Genomic DNA, 17910 nt, shown 5'->3' on the forward strand with positions numbered 1-17910 from the left:
GTCTCAGAGCACTTGCGCACCGCGCTCGTTCCATCCTCCACCTAGCGCACGGTACAAGTTAACCTCAGCCTGCAACTGAGCCAGACGGTCGCTGATCAGCGTCTGTTGGTTGCTGAAGAGCGAGCGCTGAGCGTCCAGGAACGTCAGGTTGCTGTCCACGCCGATTCGATAGCGGCGCTCGGCAAGCCGATAGTAGTCCTGGCTGGCCGCGACGAGATCATTCTGTGCTTGCAACTGATCGACATAAGTCTTGCGTGCAGCCAACCCGTCGGCGACCTCCTGGAAAGCGGTCTGGATAGCTTTTTCATAGTTGGCCACGCCGATGTCTTTCTGGATTTTCGAGTAATCCAGGCTGGCGCGTAAGGCGCCAGCGTTGAAAATTGGCAGGCTGATAGTAGGGCTGAACACCCAACCTCCCGATCCGCCCTTGAACAACCCATCCAGATTCGCGCTTGAAGTGCCAGCGTTTGCCGTGAGGCTAATGCTCGGAAAGAACGCCGCTCGTGCTGCGCCAATGTTGGCGTTGGCGGCCATGAGCGAATGCTCGGCGGCCAGAATATCTGGCCGGCGGGCAAGCAAGTCACTCGGCAGGCCAGCCGGCACCTTGGCGATTAGATCGCCAGCCAATGACTGTGGTGCCGGCAAATCGGCTGGCATTCCAGTGCCGAGGAGCAGCACGAGCGCATTTTGATCTTCGGCGACTCGCCTCTGGTAGGTTGCCAAGCTCGCCCGCGCACTTTCCACAGAGGTGCGTGACTGCGATAGATCAAGGGCCGAAGCCACACCCACCTGGTGGCTTCGGGTGGTCAGGCGCAGGCTTTCCTCATAAGCGGCCAGGGTATTCTCCGTGAGCGTGAGCAGTTCGCGGTCGGCCTGCCAGGTGAGGTAGGCCGTCGCGATGCTGGAGACCAGGCTGATCTGAGTTGCACGGCGAGCCTCTGCAGTCGACAGGTAAGTTTCCAGGGCTTGTTGGCTAAGACTTTGGATGCGTCCAAACAGGTCCAACTCGTAAGAACTGATGCCCAGGTTCACGCCATACTGACTGGAAATACCGGCCTGACCAGACTGCGACAAATCGCTCGGCAGTCGCTGACGTGTTCCGTTGGCATTGACGCCAACCGCCGGAAACACGTCTGCCCTCTGGATACGGTATTGCGCCTGGTAAGCACTGACGTTGAGGCCCGCCACCCGCAGATCGCGATTGTTGATCAACGCTGTCTGGATCAACTGTTGTAACGTCGGATCGTGAAAAAACTCGCGCCAGCCTTGCTCTGCAGCGGCATGGTCGGCGGCGTTGGCCACCTGATAAGCAGAGCCTTGCGGGTATTGCGCCGCGACCGGTCCCTGAGGCCGATTGTACTCAGGAATTAGCGAGCAACCACTGAGGACTGCTGCCGTGATCGCCAGACTCATAAAGGACTTAATCATTGGCCTGCCTCATCATTTGAAGTCGCTTCGTCCCGTTGCTTACGACTACCTTTAAACAGGGATGAAACAGAAACGAAAAATAGCGGAACCCAAAAGATCGCCAGAACGGTGGCCGTAATCATGCCGCCGATCACGCCAGTACCAATGGCGTGCTGACTACCTGAGCCCGCGCCGCTGGAGATGGTCAGCGGTAGCACGCCGAGGATAAATGCCAAGGAAGTCATCACGATCGGACGTAGACGCATGCGGCAAGCTTCGACCGTTGCTTCAAGCAATGGCTTGCCCTTCTCATTCAGCTCCTTGGCAAACTCGACGATCAGGATCGCATTCTTCGCCGCCAACCCCACCGTCACCAACAGACCCACTTGGAAAAACACATCGTTGGACAGCCCTCGCAAGGCCGTGGCCATCAACGCGCCAATCACCCCGAGGGGCACCACCAAGATGACCGCGATCGGGATCGACCAGCTTTCATACAGCGCCGCCAGGCACAGAAACACCACAAGAATCGACAGTGCGTAAAGAGCTGGCGCCTGTGAACCAGAAAGTCGCTCCTCATATGACAATCCGGTGAAAGAAATGCCTACCCCGGGTGGTAGTTGCGCTGCGATTCGCTCGACTTCCGCCATCGCCTGCCCAGAGCTGTAGCCCGGGGCTGGCGTCCCGAGGATTTGCTCGGCGGGAACGCCGTTGTAGCGCGACAGCTTGGGTGAGCCAAAGACCCACTCGGCACTTGCAAACGCCGAGAAAGGGACCATTTGACCTTGGCTGTTACGAACGAACCATTTGCTCAAGTCCTCGGCGGTGCTCCGCGAGTCAGGCTCGCCCTGTACGTACACCCGTTTAACGCGTCCGCGGTCAATGAAGTCGTTTACGTAACTACTGCCATATGCCACCGACAGGGTGGTGTTGATATCTGTCAATGAGATGCCCATCGCCCTGGCGCGCTCGTCGTCAATGGTCAGGTGGTACTGCGGCTCGTCGGCCAAACCATTAGGGCGCACACCGGCCAGGACCGGGCTCTGGGCAGCCAACTCAAGAAACTTGCCCCGCGCCTCCATGAGCTTTTGATGGCCCACGCTGTCCTGGTCCTGCAGATAGAAATCGAAGCCGGTGGCGTTACCCAACTCAAGTACCGACGGCGGAACCACGGCCACCACCATCGCATCGCGGTACTTCATAAACTCTTGCTGGGCGCGCTGTGCAATCTTGAACACCGTATTGTCACTGTCCCGTTCACCCCAAGGTTTAAGGTTGACGAACGCGATCCCTGAATTCTGCCCACGGCCGGCAAAGTTGAAACCGTTGACCGTGAAGACTGTAGCCACGGCGTTGCCTTCGCCGTGTTCTTTGTCCAGCAAGTAGTTCGCCATGCGATCAAGCGCTTTCTGAGTACTTTCAGCTGAGCTATTGGCCGGTGTCTGTACCTGCGTAAAAATCAGGCCCTGATCTTCATCAGGCAGAAACGAGGTGGGTATCCGGGCGAACATCCAGATCATGCCGGCGACGATAACCAGGTAAACCACGAAGCCCGGCACCTTGTGTCGAATGATCTGACCTACGCCCTGCTCGTAACCGTTGATGCAGTTATCAAAACGTCTATTGAACCAGCCGAAAAAACCTCGTTTGGGCTGGCCGTGTTTTGCCGGATCGATGGGTTTGAGCAGGGTGGCACAGAGCGCCGGGGTGAACACTAAGGCCACAAATACTGAAAGCGCCATGGCGGACACGATGGTTATCGAGAACTGCCGATAGATCACGCCAGTGGAACCGCCGAAGAATGCCATCGGCAACAGTACCGCAGAGAGCACCAAGGCAATGCCCACCAGAGCGCCCTGGATCTGCCCCATCGATTTACGCGTAGCCTCCCTGGGTGACAGGTGTTCCTCGGCCATCACGCGTTCAACGTTTTCAACCACCACAATGGCGTCGTCGACGAGTAACCCGATCGCCAGGATCATCCCGAACATGGTCAACGTATTGATAGAGAAACCCGCTGCCGCGAGGACGCCAAAGGTCCCCAGCAATACAACGGGAACGGTCAACGTCGTGATAATGGTGGCGCGCAAGTTCTGCAAAAACAGCAGCATGACCAGAAATACCAGCACGACCGCTTCTGCCAGCGTTTCCACCACACCCGTAATCGATTCGGTCACCACCGGCGTGGTGTCATAGGGATAAATGGCCTCGACACCCACCGGGAAGAACGGTTTGAGACGGTCTACCGTGGCGCGAATGGCTTTGGCGGTATCGAGCGCGTTGGCGCCTGTGGCCAGACGAATCGCAATACCCGAGGCAGGCTTGCCATTGGCTTGCGCGTTGATGCTGTAGTTTTCGCCACCCAAGCTGATATCAGCCACATCACTCAACCGCACCTGCGAGCCGTCGCCATTGACCCTAAGCAAAATGTCACCAAACTGCTCAGAGGTTTGCAGTCGGGTCTTGCCGATGATGGTCGCCGTAAACACCGTACCTTTGCGCGCCGGAAGACCGCCAATAGTGCCTGAGGCCACCTGTACGTTCTGGGCTTCAATCGCCTCGGTCACATCGACCGGAGTCAGCTGATACTGGTTGAGCTTGGCGGGATCCAGCCAGACCCGCATCGCATATTGCGTGCCCCAAATTTGAAAATCACCGACGCCTGGAGTCCTCGAAATGGGATCCTGGATGTTAGAAACAATGTAGTTGGACAGATCTTCCTTACTGTGTTTTCCATCGGTGGAAACCAAGCCAATGAACATCATGAAGTTCTGCTGGAACTTTGTGACGCGCAACCCTTGTTGCTGCACTTCTCGTGGCAGCAGCGGGGTGGCCAGGTTCAGCTTGTTCTGTACCTGAACCTGAGCAATATCAGGGTTGGTACCTTGGTTGAAGGTAACGATGATGCGCATGCTGCCATCGGAGTTACTCTCCGAGGAGATGTAGCGCAAATTGTCGATACCGTTCATTTGCTGCTCGATCACTTGCACCACGGTATCTTGCACGGTCTGCGCGGAGGCACCGGGATATGAGACCTGGATTGCGACAGCAGGAGGCGCGATGCTGGGATATTGATTGATCGGCAGCCTGAATATCGACAATATCCCGACGAGCATGATGATCAATGCAAGCACCCAGGCGAAGATCGGCCTATCAATGAAATACTTCGACATGATCTACTCCGACTTGGCGCTGGTATTGGCCGCTACAGAAGCGCCTGTTGCCTCATCACTCCTGGCTTCCTGAGCGACGACCGTTGCACCGGGTTTAATGAACTGCAGCCCTTCGACGATGATTTTGTCTCCGGCGCTCAAGCCGCTCTCCACCAGCACATTCGGACCTACGGTGCGGCCGACCTTGAGCTGACGCTGCTCGACTTTATTGTCAGCAGTCACCACCATGGCGGTCGGCGTCCCTTTAAGGTCGCGGGTCACGCCAATCTGCGGAGCAAGAATGGCTTGTTCGGCAATACCCGCCTGCAGCCGCGCATGGACGAAAATCCCAGGCAGCAGCACGTGATCCGGGTTAGGAAATACCGCACGCAGGGTCACCGAGCCGGTTGTTTCGTCGACCGACACTTCTGAGAACTCCAGTGAACCCTGCAGCGGGTACTCACTACCGTCTTCAAGCGTTAGGTTAACTTTGGCGGCCTTGTCGGCAGACTGCTGCAACTGTCCGTTTTCAAGCGCCCGGCGCAGCTTGAGCATCTCGCCGTAAGACTGTGTGACGTCGACATAAATGGGATCGAGCTGTTGGATAGTCGCAAGAGGAGTGGCCTGACCATTGGAGACCAATGCGCCCTCGGTCACCGTAGAACGGCCAACCCGTCCACTGATAGGCGCGAACATCTTGGTGTACCTGAGATTGATCTGCGCGCTTTTGACCTGGGCTTCCGCCTGCATCTGCTGAGCTCGGGCAGTGTCATATTCCTGCTTGCTGACCGCCTGCTCGTCGATCAGTTGCCGATACCGGCTGGCCAGCGAGCGGTACTGCTCCAAACTGGCCTGCGCGCTGGCGAGCGTCACCTCATAGGTTGATGGGTCGATTTGATAGAGCTGCTCGCCAGCCTGGATATCCGCGCCTTCCTGGAACAAACGCTTCAGGACGATACCGTCAACCTGTGGCCGGACTTCGGCGAGACGGTAAGCGCTGGTACGCCCAGGCAGGTCATTGGACAAGGTCACGGACTGCGACCGCAGCGTCACCACGCTGACCTGTGGCGGTTGCACCGGGTCCGCAGCGGCTTTCTCCTTATTGCACCCACTGAGCATTGTGGCCAAAGCGATGGCGATTACCAAAGCGGGAAAGACGGGCTTGAATAACATAGAGCACCTCGAACACAGCGCAGGAAAAAAGGGCGAAAACGTTTGCAAACTGCCGCAGCACAGCCTCAAACAGCCGCTGATGGCAGTGGAAAAAGTGCTTGAGCAAGTAGCGCAAGATGCGCGGTGCGACGTCACGTTTATTGGCCTGGCGTAGTCAGCCTGAGGACAAATAAACCGCACTGGAATTGTTATGCGGGCATCCTAGCAACCGAGATATCCAATGATTAGCCCACCATCACTGAAATCACCATTGAGGAATATTCAGCAGTAAAATAGTTTCAAGACCTTTCAACTTTTTCGACGCGCTCTATATCAATCAACTTCCCCATCGCAATGATGGATTAGTGAGTAACGGTCAATTCTGGTTATAAAGATAGATAACTTATCAGCCGGTTGATTGATGTCTCGAACCGACAAAAACACCAAGAATGATTGCCGCCCTCGACAAGGCACGCGCTGTTGGAATCGACTGATTCAGTGCGGCGGATCATCGCAGACCCGGAAGCCGGGGCCTGAAAGGCCCGGACTCCGATGAACAACTTCAGTCTTTTTTAACCGGCCCCGAGAGGTACGTCTCATGGGAGACTGGCTCAAGCCAATCCACGGGTTTTCCATCGAGGGCTTCGTTGATCGCAACGTGTTGCATCGCCGTCTTATCAGTTGCGCCGTGCCAGTGCCGTTTTCCACAGTTGCACCAGATCAGATCACCTGGGCGAATCTCCACCTTCGGACCTCCATCGCACTGAGTCCAACCGACACCAACGGTCACTAACAGGATTTGGCCCAGCGGATGTGTGTGCCAGTTAGTGCGGGCACCCGGTTCGAAATTCACAATTGCCAACCCTACCCGCGCGGGCGCTGGGGAATTGAAAATCCGGTCGATTCGAACGGTGCCAGTAAACCAGTCTGCCGGACCTTTGATCGCTGCCGCCGAACCGGCGCGGTGAATTTGCATGTCTTCAGTAACGTTATCAGTTGCACTCATGCCGATCTCCATTGGATGTTTGATGACTTGCGTACAAATTTAGCAGAGCTGTTTTATCAAAAATATATCTATAATTCTTCAATCAATATGAAGAAGGGCTTCACAATGGCATCTTACAAACTGGATGAGCTCGCCGTGTTTGTAACGGTCGGCAGGGAGGGAAATTTCACGCGTGCCGCGGCCAGTCTTGGCGTATCACCTTCGGCAGTGGGCCAAACCATGCGGCTTCTGGAAGAGCGCCTGGGGGTGCGGTTGCTGACACGCACAACACGAAGCGTCACCCAAACAGAGGCAGGGGAAAAGCTGTTACGAGGCTTGATACCGTTGCTGGATGAGATCCATTCACTGGTCGATGCGGCGGTTGAGTACAGCGATCATCCCTCTGGCACGGTGCGCATTTCGGCTGACGAGTTTGCGGTCAGATTTGTCCTGTGGCCCAAGCTCAAACCGATCATGGATCAATTTCCGGATATCACCATCGAACTGATAACTGACTACGCAATGGCCGACATCGTGGCTGAGCGATTCGATGCCGGCGTCCGTCTTGGCGATACACTCGCCGCCGATATGATTGCGGCGCCCATCGCGCCCCCTATGCGACTGGTTACAGTGGCCTCACCGCGCTACCTGGCCGAACATTCAACCCCGCAAACGCCGGAAGAACTCACCCGCCATCGCTGCATCAACTTGCGCCTGCCGACTCATGGCGGCCTGTATCAATGGGAGTTCAGCCGAGAAGAACGCGAGTTTCGCGTCCGTGTCGACGGCCCGCTGATCATGAACAGTGTCTTTCAAATCCTGGAGGCGTGTCTGGCAGACACAGGCTTGGCTCAACTGCCTGATGGCTTAGTCATGGAGCACATCCACAGTGGCAAGCTCGTTGAAGTGTTGGCGCAGTGGTCAGAGCCGTTCAGTGGCTACCACCTTTACTACCCGAGCCGACGCCAGCATACGGCCGCATTTCGCGTGGTGCTGGAAGCGCTGCGTATTGAACTGGCAAGCATGCCTGTGCTCGATCACGGGGCCCGAAAAGAAATAAAAGCGTAGTTCACCGGCACGTCCATTGTCACTTGCGCGCCGGTTTCAAGCACTTGCCCTGCAATACCTTCGCCCGAAACATGGAATTGCCATTCACTGTCCTGCTCGACCTCTGGCTGCCCGACCACCTGGTCCACACCCTGGATAAATGCGCCCATGTCGGGAAGATAAGCCGTAAACCCGTCACCCTTCAGCGCTGTTGTCCTAATGCCCAGCAAGGCGCAAATCGCGTCTTTGCTCTGGATGTCATCATGATCAGCCTGACGAGAATGCTGGATCAATTTCGCGAGGTCCTGATCCACCAATTCACCGCCAACGATCATGTCCGCGCCCGTGGTCCAGGACTCTGGAGGGCAATCTTTGAGCGTTGTATTCAGAGGAATGTGCGGATTGATTTCCATCGGGTAGATCCGGCACACCAGTGGCCGGCGATCGTAGATTCGACAAAGGTTGTCTTCGTCAAGATTCCTGCAGGGGCCCGCGTTGTAAGCGGCGAAGGTGATGGCAACGTACGCTTCGCTTGTACCACTTTGGACAGCGACCGATCGACGGTAGGCATGCTCGCGTTGCGGCTCGGGCAGGCCCAGGCCATTGCTGAGAAACCCCTCCACAAGCACGATCACTTGCCCCCCATCCCCCGCCCATATCCTTGCTTCGTCAAGGGTCAGGGGCACATGGTGGTCATTGCAGCATTTGCCACAACCTACACAGGAAAACTTTGTATTCATGAAGTGATCAATCGAATTAGAGGTATGACATAGGCGCCGTAACGGCACACTTCGAATAAAAATAGAGCAGTAGAAGTTGCATTTAACGGTGTGGATGCTGGCTAGCGCCCAGGCTCTAGCTGGTAGCTTTCGTGAATCTTCAGTTCTCGCAATTTCAAACTTGCGCCGGTTCGGCCATTCATCACAGCCTGGATCTCCCCAAGTACCGACATCGCCACGATTTCTGGCGTATCACCGCCAATATCCAAACCAATCGGGTAAAATAATTTGCTGCGTGCAGGCTGGCTGTTTACCTCTCGTGTTATCCCATCCAGCAGGCGCTCGGTCCGGTCACGCGGCCCAAGCTGACCGATGTAACGGGGATTGCTCTGCAATACACCTTTGAGCCAATACGCATCCTGACTCAGGCTGTGGGACATCACCGCCACAAAAGCTCCATCCACCAACTCTCGAAACTCGAAGCGCTGGTTGATACTGGCGCACGTTACAAAATCGGCTTCAGGAAAGCGCTCCTGACGGGCGAAATGCGGGCGACTATCGATGACCGAAACATGCCACCCCAAGAGTTTGGCCATCCGCACCAACGGCTGCGCGTCATGACCCGCCCCAAAGATCACCAATCGCGGTGCAGGCGCGACGTACTCAAGGAAGACGTCGACCTCTGTGCACCCTTCTGCATAGTGCTGCAGCGAAGATTTTTGCCGGTCCAGTGTGAGCCGCAGATCATCCGTGATTCGCTCCGTCAGTGCTGGGTGGTAGAGCCCTCCGTGAGGAGCGCTGCCTGACTCTAGAAACACGCGATCGCCAACATCTGCACGGCTATTGCGGCAGCACGCTATTATCGTGGCGATTGCTGCGGGACGCTGCCTGCTCCTCACATTGCGCAACGCATCAAGCAAAGTGCATGACTTTCTTGCGGGTATGCGCTCGAACAACACATACACTTTGCCATTGCACCCCAGCCCGAATCCAAGTGACTCCTCCCCGCCCTCTTCGTCTAACGCCTCTGCAGTGCTGTAGCTGCGAATCACCGGCCCCGACTCACTTAACCACCAAGCTTTTCGCGCCACATCATTTTCCAGGCAACCGCCGCTGATGGTGCCCTGTGGGCGTCCATATTGAGACACGAGCATGCGCGCCCCTGGACGGCGATAAGCCGAACCCTCGACCTTCACAACCGTGGCAAGTACTGACTCCCTGCCCTCGAGCTGTTCGGCCTGGACAGCGTCGAGCAATGCATTTAAACCAGACATCTCACATCTCTCCCAAAGTGAATCAGCGTGACAACTGATACGCAGAACTTGAGGACGTTCGTGCGCGTGGGACTCAATGAGTAATAAATAAAAACGGGGGGGACCCTGGACAACACAACCCGCCGCAATAACCAGCGGTCGTCATAATTTCTTGCCGACCAAACGTTTCAGCCGACTCTGCTATTGACGGGGCTTTGAAGAGGCTGTGGCTTCTAAAACTGTCCAATCGGACGTAACTCTTTGATGAGATCAATCAATAGGCGAAGAGCCGTCGGCATCTGCCGGTAACTTGAGTAGTAGATATGAAAGCCTGGTCCCACACTGGCCCACTCTTCCAACACCCTTTGCAAGGTACCATTGGCTAAAAGCGGCGCGACAACAGGTTCGGCAACGTAAGTAAGTGCCTCGCCCTGGGCAACCATGGCGAGCATTACGCGCGTCTCATCCAATACAACACCGCCCGACACGGGGATCTCTAATTTTTCACCGTCTTTTTCGAACTCCCAGTTGTACATTCGACCGTTGCCTAGACGAAACCTCAAACAGTTGTGCTGCTTCAAGTCCTCCGGGTGCAACGGGATACCGTATCGGTTGAGGTAATCCGGAGTACCTACCACTACCCAACGGACGGGTGGTGAAAGGCGTTGGGCAATCATGCCTTCAGGTACGGTTGCGCCATACCTGATTCCGGCGTCAAATCCCCCCTCAACAATGTCCACCATGCTGTTGGTGGTTGAGATATCCACTTCGATACTCGGATAACGACGAGCAAACGTCGTTAACACCGGCGCCAACAGCAGGAGCGCCGCGTCACTGAATACATTCAGCCGTATACGACCGGTGGGTTCATCGCGGAACTTGTTCAACAGCTCAATCGCCTGGTCGATTTTCTCGACAGGTTCGCTTATCAATGCCAGCAGTTCCTCACCGGCCGCCGTCAGGGTTACGCTGCGCGTCGTACGATTGAGCAAGCGAACACCCAATCGCGCTTCCAGCCCCTTGACCGCATGGCTCAGTGCAGACGCGCTGACCCCCACGTCAACACCCGCACGACTGAAGCTGGAATGGCGGGCGACGGCCAAAAAATAGATAAAATCGCCAAAATTGGCACGCGTCAGCTGCATTATTTCCCCGCCATTAGTATGAAACAACCAAGCGGCCCCTCGGGCGCCTGTATCTGTTCGCCCAGCGTGGATACGGCCGCCCGGCATCCGGGGCAGCCAAGTCAATGGGCCACCGCTGCAACACTGACCATCGAAGACGTTGCCCGACACCCCTCATCAGCGCATTTGTAAAATAATGGCGTTACTGCTCGCGGGGCTCGTCCGTTCGCGCAGCTCTTTCACTTCATCCGACCTGACACCACCGCCTCTGTTTCCCCATGAAGTGCGAACAAAGGTCAAGACGTCGGCCATCTCCTGATCGGAGAGTTGTTTACGAAACGGTGGCATGCGATAGCTGTCCGGAACGCCATCAGCTACCACGCGCGCAGAACCATTGAGCGTCACATTGATGGAGGAAGCGTTCTGGGTAACCATGGACGATGTCGAGCCCGCGAGAGGCGGTACCCATTGGCCCTGACCACGCCCATCCGCCCCATGACATGAGCTGCATTTGGCAATGTAGGTCTGCGCTCCCGGAACGTTCGCTCGCTGATCGAGCGCCAGAGAGCGGTTGGACGCCGCATCATATTCGTAAGGCGGCCCGTCGCGTTGAGGATCTCCCGGCAGCGACTTAAGATAGTGCGCGATAGCCTTCACGTCATCATCCGTCATGAACTGCGTTGAGTTATTGAACACTTCGGCCATCGACCCGAATACGACGGCAAGCTCGTTACGGCCGGTCTTGAGGAACTGATGTACATCGCTTTCAGTCCAGCGACCAAGCCCTGTGTTCGAATTTCCCCGAAGACTGGGCGCGTACCAGCCGTCCAGCAGAGCGCCAGAGAGGTAGAGCGGGCTACTGTCATCAAGTGCTTTCTCATTCATCGCCAAGCCACGTGGCGTGTGGCAACTGCCGCAGTGCCCCGGCCCTTGAACGATGTAAGCGCCCCGCTGCCACTGCGGGTCTTTTGATGCTTGCGGCTGAAAGCTGTCAGTCTCTGAAAACACCGCATTCCACATAGCCAACGGCCAGCGCATGTTCAGCGGCCACGGTATCTCTGCGTGTTTGTTTTCCTGACGAACCGCCGGAACAGCGTGCATGAAATAGGCATAGAGCGCGCGTACATCATCCTGAGTCAGCTTGGCGTAGGACGGATAGGGCATCGCCGGGTAAAGCCGATGCCCATCACTGGCAACGCCCAAGCGTACTGCCCTGTCGAAGTCCGCGAGACTGTAGCGACCAATGCCCGTTTCCTTGTCCGGCGTGATGTTAGTGGCAAAGATCGACCCCATAGGGGTTGCCATCTCAAGCCCGCCAGCGAACGGCGCGCCGCGTGGCGTCGTGTGGCAGGCAACGCAGTCACTTAGACGCGCCACGTATTCTCCACGCCCCATCAACTCGGTTGACGGTTTTTCAGTGCTCGCAAAACCGTCAAAGGGCGACGACGGTGTGCGCGTGACAAACCACGCTAATGAGGCGCCCACGATGACGCAAAGCGGCAATAGGATAGCAACGGCTTTTTTAAACCTTCTTTTCGTCATGGGTGCTGTATCCGTCATGCTAGCTTTTGAAGGTGTATTGAGAAAGCGGCATGCTACGAATGCGTTGTCCGGTCAATATCGAAACCGCGTTCGCAACAGCTGGAGGAACAGCCGGTAGAGGGGGCTCACCAATCCCTCCCATCGTTGCTCCACTCTCGATGATCTTGACGTGCACGCGCGCCATGCGATCGAGAGGCAAGATGGGGTACAAGTCATAGTTACGAGCCACTGGCATGCCGTCTTTGTAAACCGCCTCTTCAATCAAGACCTGCGAAAGTCCGAGAGCAACGGCAGAGTTGACCTGGGCATCTATAATGGCCGGGTTCACGATGCTGCCTGGATCGATCGCCTGCCAAATATCATGCACCTTGACTTGGCCATTTTTGATCGAAACCTCCGCGATCACTGCCGTCTCTGTGCCAAAGGGTGTAGCCATGGCGACGCCGCGGGCGCGCATAGTCCCATCCTCCGCGGTAAAAGGGCCACGCTTCCAGCCACCGGACAATTCGGCCACTGCTTGAAGCAGATTCGTCAGTCGCTGATTCCCCCGCAGCAGTCTCATACGAAGCTCAAACGGATCCTGTCCGCCCTTGTCAGCCAGCTCATCAAGGAACGTCTCATAGAAGAAATCATTCATTGAGTGCCCGACAGAACGCCAATAAGCCAGCATCGTCGGATTTTTTACATAGAGGTGGGCCGTCCGCCGGTTTGGAATGTCGTAGACCTTACCCGCCAACCCCTCCGTTGCTGTCGTGTCAATCTTCCCACTGCGCTTGTTACTGACGCCTTCGGTTGCGCCTTCGCAAGCGGTGATGGCTTCGATAGCAATGGGCATACCTTGAGCATCAAGCGCGCCGCGAAATCGCACAGCAGCCATTGGTCGCAGAGGGTCTCGCAAGAACTCCTCCTCGCGGCTCCAGATCAATTTGATAGGGCGACCCGTCTCTTTCGCCAACTGGATGGCCTGCGGGTAAGGGCTGGCAGCTTCGTATAAGAAATGACGTCCAAAAAAGCCGCCCAACAGGGGCGAGTGAATAACGATCTTGGAGGGATCAAGCCCCGTCCGCTTGGCCACGTCAGACAGAAATAAATCAGGGGCCTGATTGGGTATCCATAGCTCCAGTGTGCCGTCTGGGTTATACCGCGCCAGCGTCGAAGGCGGCTCAAGTTGCGCGTGATGGACGTAGGGGCAGTTATAAGTCGCCGTCACCACGGTGCGGGCACTGCCCAGCACATTGATAGCGTCTCCCACCGTTTCGGCGTCCTCACCCGGGCCCGACTCATTGGCCAGCAACTCACTCAACGCCGCCGTCGAGAAATCGGCGGGCATGTATCGTCGAGAAGAATCGGGCGCAGGTTCACTCCAGTCGACCTGAACAGCTTCAGCGGCGACCTTGGCATGCCACCATCGTTGCGCGACGACCGCGACCGCTCCGGGCAGACGGTGGATAGAATGCACGCCCTTCATGAGCTTGATCGCGTCTTCGTTCCGAATGGAACCCACGTTCAACCCCAGCCGCGGTGCATGTTGCACTGCCGCATGTAGCATCCCTTCAACTTGGCAATCGATGGTGTAGGTCGCCTTGCCCGTAGACTTATCGTAAACATCCAAACGCCCAACCGACTTACCAATCCAGCGAAACTCACTAGGATCCCTGAGCTTGATACCCTCCGGATCAGGCACCAGAAGATCCATAGCAAGCCCTGCAAGCTCACCGTACGTTAGCGTACGCCCCGAGCTGGCGTGCACAACCAGCCCTGGCTGAGTGGTGAGCGCCCCAATTGGCACTCCGAGGCGGCTTGCGCCAGCTTGCAGCAGCATCTGACGAGCAAGCGCTCCGAGACGCCGCATCGTAAGATAACTTGACCTTACGGACTGGCTACCACCCGTGAATCGCTTACCGCCATCCATGACTGTGTAGTCAGAGCCAGGAGGAGCGTTCACTACGGTAAAACTCTGCGGATCAGCATCAAGTTCCTCACCCACGATCTGTGCCATTGCAGTGAAGATGCCCTGCCCACCCTCAATGAAAGGGCACTGCAGGCGGATTGTGTTATCCGGACGGATCTCGAGAAATGCTGGAACTCGTGTTCCTGGGGGGGCAGCCTGCGCGCTAGCGTCGGCACGTGCCTGACCGATCGGTAGTCCGAAGCCAAGAACGAAGGCGCCGGCCACAGTGCCTGCCGAAGCGAGCAAGAAACCGCGCCGGGAGATATTGGTGGCATCCCCCGACGGAAACACATCGCCCACCAAGGCCTTATCCGCCTGCTTTGTCATCATGCCTTCCTTTCTTCGCCAGCTACTTCGTGGACTGCGGCACTGATCGCGTTATAGGTCCCACAGCGGCACAGATTGACCATCGCGGCTTCAATTTGTTGATCTGTCGGATGCGGGGTTTGCTTGATAAGAGCGGTCGCTGCCATCACTTGACCTGACTGGCAGTACCCGCACTGTGCCACTTGGTGTTTGACCCAGGAGGCCACGACACGTTGGCCTACATCGTCCTGCTCTATCGCCTCAATTGTGGTGATCTTACGGCCGGATACACCGACGATGGGGATGACGCATGACCGTGCTACAACGCCGTCGATCAAGACCGAGCAAGCACCACATTGAGCGAGACCACAGCCGTACTTTGTTCCCGTCAGACCGAGCTCGTCACGAATCACCCACAGGAGCGGAGTGTCGCTATCAGCTTCAACCTGATAGGTCTTGTCGTTAATCTGAAGCTCCATAACTCTCCAGCCATCTTGGCTCTAATAAGGGCTACTGACGGGGCATCGTTTGATGGCTGCCCATACATCGTTTGAAAGTACCATGCACTCTGTGGGGGCAATCATTCAGTGGCCTTCTAGGCTCTATGAATAAAAACGCGTAATGCGAAATATCGAAGTATTTCTATGGCACATCAACATGGTGATTACTGCGCCACTCAAAACTAAACAACGCGCTTAAGACGACTACCGTTACCGATCACCAACGCACACAGAACCAGCAACGCCGCGCCTCCGATCAACGGTGCGGCGACGTTAATGCTGTCGAGCAAGTGGCCGCCGAAAGATCCACCGAGCATTATCGCCAGTTGAATCGAAGCGACCATCAAACCACCTCCGCTTTCGGGCTCGTCGCTAATCTCCTGCGCAAGCCACGTTGACCAGCACACAGGGAGCGCCGCATTCAGTGCCCCCCAACCCACCAGCATGCAGGCCACGCCCCAAAACACATGCCCAAAACCCACAAGCCCCAAGGTCAAAACAGCCAGTGCGATTGGCAACCAAAGCAGAAGACGGTAAAGAAGATTCCTTTGCAGCATCGAGCTGACCGCATAAGTTCCTGCAAAACCGGCAAGCCCCAAACAGAGCAACAAAAATGACAGGCCGTCTGAACTCACGCCCGTCTCATCTTCCAGAAATGGACGAAAGTAGGTGAACGCCGCGAATGCGCCGGAGAAAGACAAGCCGACTCCAAGCATGCCGAACGCAACATGTTTACGTTTCAACAGCCCAAACAGCCGAGTCACCGGGATGGTTGCCTGGGGCGGCATTGACGGCAGACTCTTGAACTGCCAACACAAGCTGGCTATCACTAACGGGACCAATCCCGCGAACACCAGTCGCCATCCGAAGTGACCTCCCAGATAAGCCCCCACTGGCGCCGCGAATGCAGTAGCCAACGCATTGCCCATGTAAATAGTGCCAAGGGATTTGGCAACGTGATCAGCAGGAACCAGCTGAATAACCGTGGCTGTCGCAAGTGACCAGAACCCGCCAATCGCCAAACCGAGAAGCGCACGCGCAGCCATCAGAAGCGTGAAGTTGGGCGCTATCGCTATCAGAATCAGTGACAGCAACATCAACACGGTCATGCTCATCAATACATAACGCCGATCAAACCGTCCGGCGATAGGTGCAATGAACAAACTCGCCAAGACAGCAAAGAATCCCGAGATCGAAATGGCCTGCCCCGCCATGCCCTGAGTTGCATGCAAGTCGTCTGCAATCGGCGTCAGCAGACTGACTGGCATGAATTCAGCGGATATCAACATCGCCACGCACATCGCCATAGAACCTATAGCGCTCCTCATCTGGCGTCCGGAGGAAACAGGTAACAAAGAGGAGTCTGTCATAATGTGTACTCGAAAAGTTCAAGACGCAAAAACGCGAAAGTACAGGTTCAACAGCGTTGAACCTGGACGAATTTGCTATCGAAACGGGCTGTAAATTAGCGGGGCATTAACCGAAGAATTTCATCAGTTCAACGTCGAGTTATCGATCACGAATCGGTACTTCACGTCACCTTTGAGCATGCGCTCGTAAGACTCATTGATCTGATCTGCGCCGATCAACTCAATATCCGACACGATGCCGTGCTCCGCGCAAAAATCCAGCATCTGCTGTGTTTCAGGAATGCCACCGATCATGGAGCCGGCAATCGAACGACGCTTGGTGATCAAGTTCATTACGTTCGGCGAAGCGTGCGGTGAAGAAGGCGCGCCGACCAGAGCCATCGTTCCATCCCGCTTGAGCAAGGTGACGAACATGTCAAGATCATGTGCAGCGGCCACGGTATTGATGATCAGGTCGAAGCTTTTCGCGTGGGCCTTCATCTCTTCGGCGTTATGCGAGACCACCGTCTCGTCCGCACCGAGCAACCTGGCAGCCTCACGCTTGGATTCAGACGTCGTGAAAGCAACCACGTGCGCACCCATCGCATGTGCGAGCTTGATCCCCATGTGACCAAGCCCACCGATACCGACGATCCCAACCTTTTTGCCAGGCCCTGCCCCCCAATGCCGAAGGGGCGAATAGGTAGTAATACCTGCGCACAGGAGTGGGGCTACGGCGGCAAGTTGCTCTTCTGGATGCCGAATGCGCAGCACATAGCGCTCATGCACCACAATCTGCTGCGAGTAACCGCCCAATGTGTAGCCAGGTGCGTCTGCCGTCGGGAAATTGTAGGTCCCGGTCATACCATCGCAATAGTTCTCCAGGCCCACATCGCATTCCTCACAATGCTTGCAGCTGTCGACAATGCAGCCGATACCGACGAGATCACCCGGACGAAAGTCGGAAACATGGCTACCTACCGCGGCGACTCGGCCGACGATCTCGTGGCCTGGAACACAAGGGAACTGCGTTCCGGCCCACTCACCACGCACTTGGTGCAGGTCAGAGTGACAAACGCCGCAATAGGCAATATCAATCTGAACATCGTGCGCTTGCGTTGTGCGACGGTCGATATTCAGCGGTTCCAACGGTTTGTCGCCAGCGTAAGCACCATAGGCTTTCACAGTCATGTCCAACTCCTGTCTCTTTAATTCGTGCCGCCCAACAGACGTGCTTGAGACAAATCTATGACAGCCTCAGGCGAATAAACAGGGTAAAACAACGAATGCATAGATGAGCCAAATTGAACAATACGTACGCAAGCATGCAAATAACCGACACCCGAAAATCTAATTTCCAGGCCATTTGCATCTGGATCAATCAATCATTGATGGGTTTTAGATAGCCGGGTTGCAACCGACA

At 56.0% G+C, this 17910-nt stretch carries 14 protein-coding genes; 2 read left to right on the forward strand and 12 right to left on the reverse strand.

Features of this window, described 5'->3' with window-relative positions:
- Positions 1 to 3 precede the first annotated feature (3 nt).
- Genes adeC through AB1462_RS14125 form a run of 3 tightly spaced genes read right to left on the reverse strand, consistent with a single transcriptional unit; the run spans position 4 to position 5678 of the window.
- The gene (adeC, locus tag AB1462_RS14115; protein WP_367246960.1) at positions 4 to 1428 is read right to left on the reverse strand and encodes an AdeC/AdeK/OprM family multidrug efflux complex outer membrane factor; all 1425 of its coding nucleotides are present in this window, start codon (positions 1426 to 1428) and stop codon (positions 4 to 6) included.
- Positions 1425 to 4580, reverse strand: coding sequence for an efflux RND transporter permease subunit (locus tag AB1462_RS14120; RefSeq protein WP_367246961.1), 3156 nt, complete (start codon positions 4578 to 4580; stop codon positions 1425 to 1427). Before AB1462_RS14120 ends, adeC begins: the two co-directional genes overlap by 4 nt.
- Positions 4581 to 4583: 3 nt before the next feature.
- Entirely contained in the window at positions 4584 to 5678 is a 1095-nt protein-coding gene (locus AB1462_RS14125) for an efflux RND transporter periplasmic adaptor subunit (protein ID WP_367247114.1), read from the reverse strand.
- Between AB1462_RS14125 and AB1462_RS14130 the strand changes: the two genes are divergently transcribed.
- Entirely contained in the window at positions 5578 to 5886 is a 309-nt protein-coding gene (locus tag AB1462_RS14130; protein ID WP_367247119.1) for a hypothetical protein, read from the forward strand. The two genes, AB1462_RS14125 and AB1462_RS14130, sit on opposite strands and share 101 nt — an antisense overlap.
- Positions 5887 to 6273: 387 nt before the next feature.
- Here the strand turns inward: AB1462_RS14130 and AB1462_RS14135 are convergent, their stop codons facing one another.
- Complete coding sequence (locus tag AB1462_RS14135) at positions 6274 to 6717, reverse strand: cupin domain-containing protein (protein WP_367246963.1); 444 nt, start codon at positions 6715 to 6717, stop codon at positions 6274 to 6276.
- A 105-nt stretch (positions 6718 to 6822) separates the two neighbouring features.
- Between AB1462_RS14135 and AB1462_RS14140 the strand changes: the two genes are divergently transcribed.
- Entirely contained in the window at positions 6823 to 7764 is a 942-nt protein-coding gene (locus AB1462_RS14140) for a LysR family transcriptional regulator (protein WP_367247116.1), read from the forward strand.
- Here the strand turns inward: AB1462_RS14140 and AB1462_RS14145 are convergent.
- The 8 genes from AB1462_RS14145 to AB1462_RS14180 form a co-directional block, all read right to left on the reverse strand.
- Positions 7734 to 8483 carry a YkgJ family cysteine cluster protein gene (locus tag AB1462_RS14145; RefSeq protein ID WP_367246965.1) on the reverse strand — a complete coding sequence of 250 codons (750 nt, stop codon included), beginning with the start codon at positions 8481 to 8483 and terminating at the stop codon, positions 7734 to 7736. The two genes, AB1462_RS14140 and AB1462_RS14145, sit on opposite strands and share 31 nt — an antisense overlap.
- A 101-nt stretch (positions 8484 to 8584) precedes the next feature.
- Positions 8585 to 9736: an XdhC family protein gene (locus AB1462_RS14150; protein WP_367246967.1), complete on the reverse strand. Its 1152-nt coding sequence runs from the start codon at positions 9734 to 9736 to the stop codon at positions 8585 to 8587.
- A 212-nt stretch (positions 9737 to 9948) separates the two neighbouring features.
- Positions 9949 to 10860: a LysR family transcriptional regulator gene (locus AB1462_RS14155; protein WP_367246969.1), complete on the reverse strand. Its 912-nt coding sequence runs from the start codon at positions 10858 to 10860 to the stop codon at positions 9949 to 9951.
- Positions 10861 to 11016: 156 nt separating this feature from the next.
- Positions 11017 to 12381: a cytochrome c gene (locus AB1462_RS14160; RefSeq protein WP_367246971.1), complete on the reverse strand. Its 1365-nt coding sequence runs from the start codon at positions 12379 to 12381 to the stop codon at positions 11017 to 11019.
- A 19-nt stretch (positions 12382 to 12400) separates the two neighbouring features.
- Entirely contained in the window at positions 12401 to 14659 is a 2259-nt protein-coding gene (locus AB1462_RS14165; RefSeq protein ID WP_367246973.1) for a molybdopterin cofactor-binding domain-containing protein, read from the reverse strand.
- Entirely contained in the window at positions 14659 to 15117 is a 459-nt protein-coding gene (locus AB1462_RS14170; protein WP_367246975.1) for a (2Fe-2S)-binding protein, read from the reverse strand. Before AB1462_RS14170 ends, AB1462_RS14165 begins: the two co-directional genes overlap by 1 nt.
- A 203-nt stretch (positions 15118 to 15320) precedes the next feature.
- Positions 15321 to 16508, reverse strand: a complete 1188-nt coding sequence (locus AB1462_RS14175; protein WP_367246977.1) for an MFS transporter — start codon at positions 16506 to 16508, stop codon at positions 15321 to 15323.
- A gap of 123 nt (positions 16509 to 16631) precedes the next feature.
- A complete protein-coding gene (locus tag AB1462_RS14180) occupies positions 16632 to 17678 on the reverse strand; it encodes an NAD(P)-dependent alcohol dehydrogenase (RefSeq protein WP_367246979.1) in 1047 nt (348 codons plus the stop codon).
- Between the last annotated feature and the right edge of the window lie 232 nt (positions 17679 to 17910).

It is taken from the genome of Pseudomonas sp. SB113, from assembly GCF_040754745.1.
Classification (GTDB): domain Bacteria; phylum Pseudomonadota; class Gammaproteobacteria; order Pseudomonadales; family Pseudomonadaceae; genus Aquipseudomonas; species Aquipseudomonas grimontii.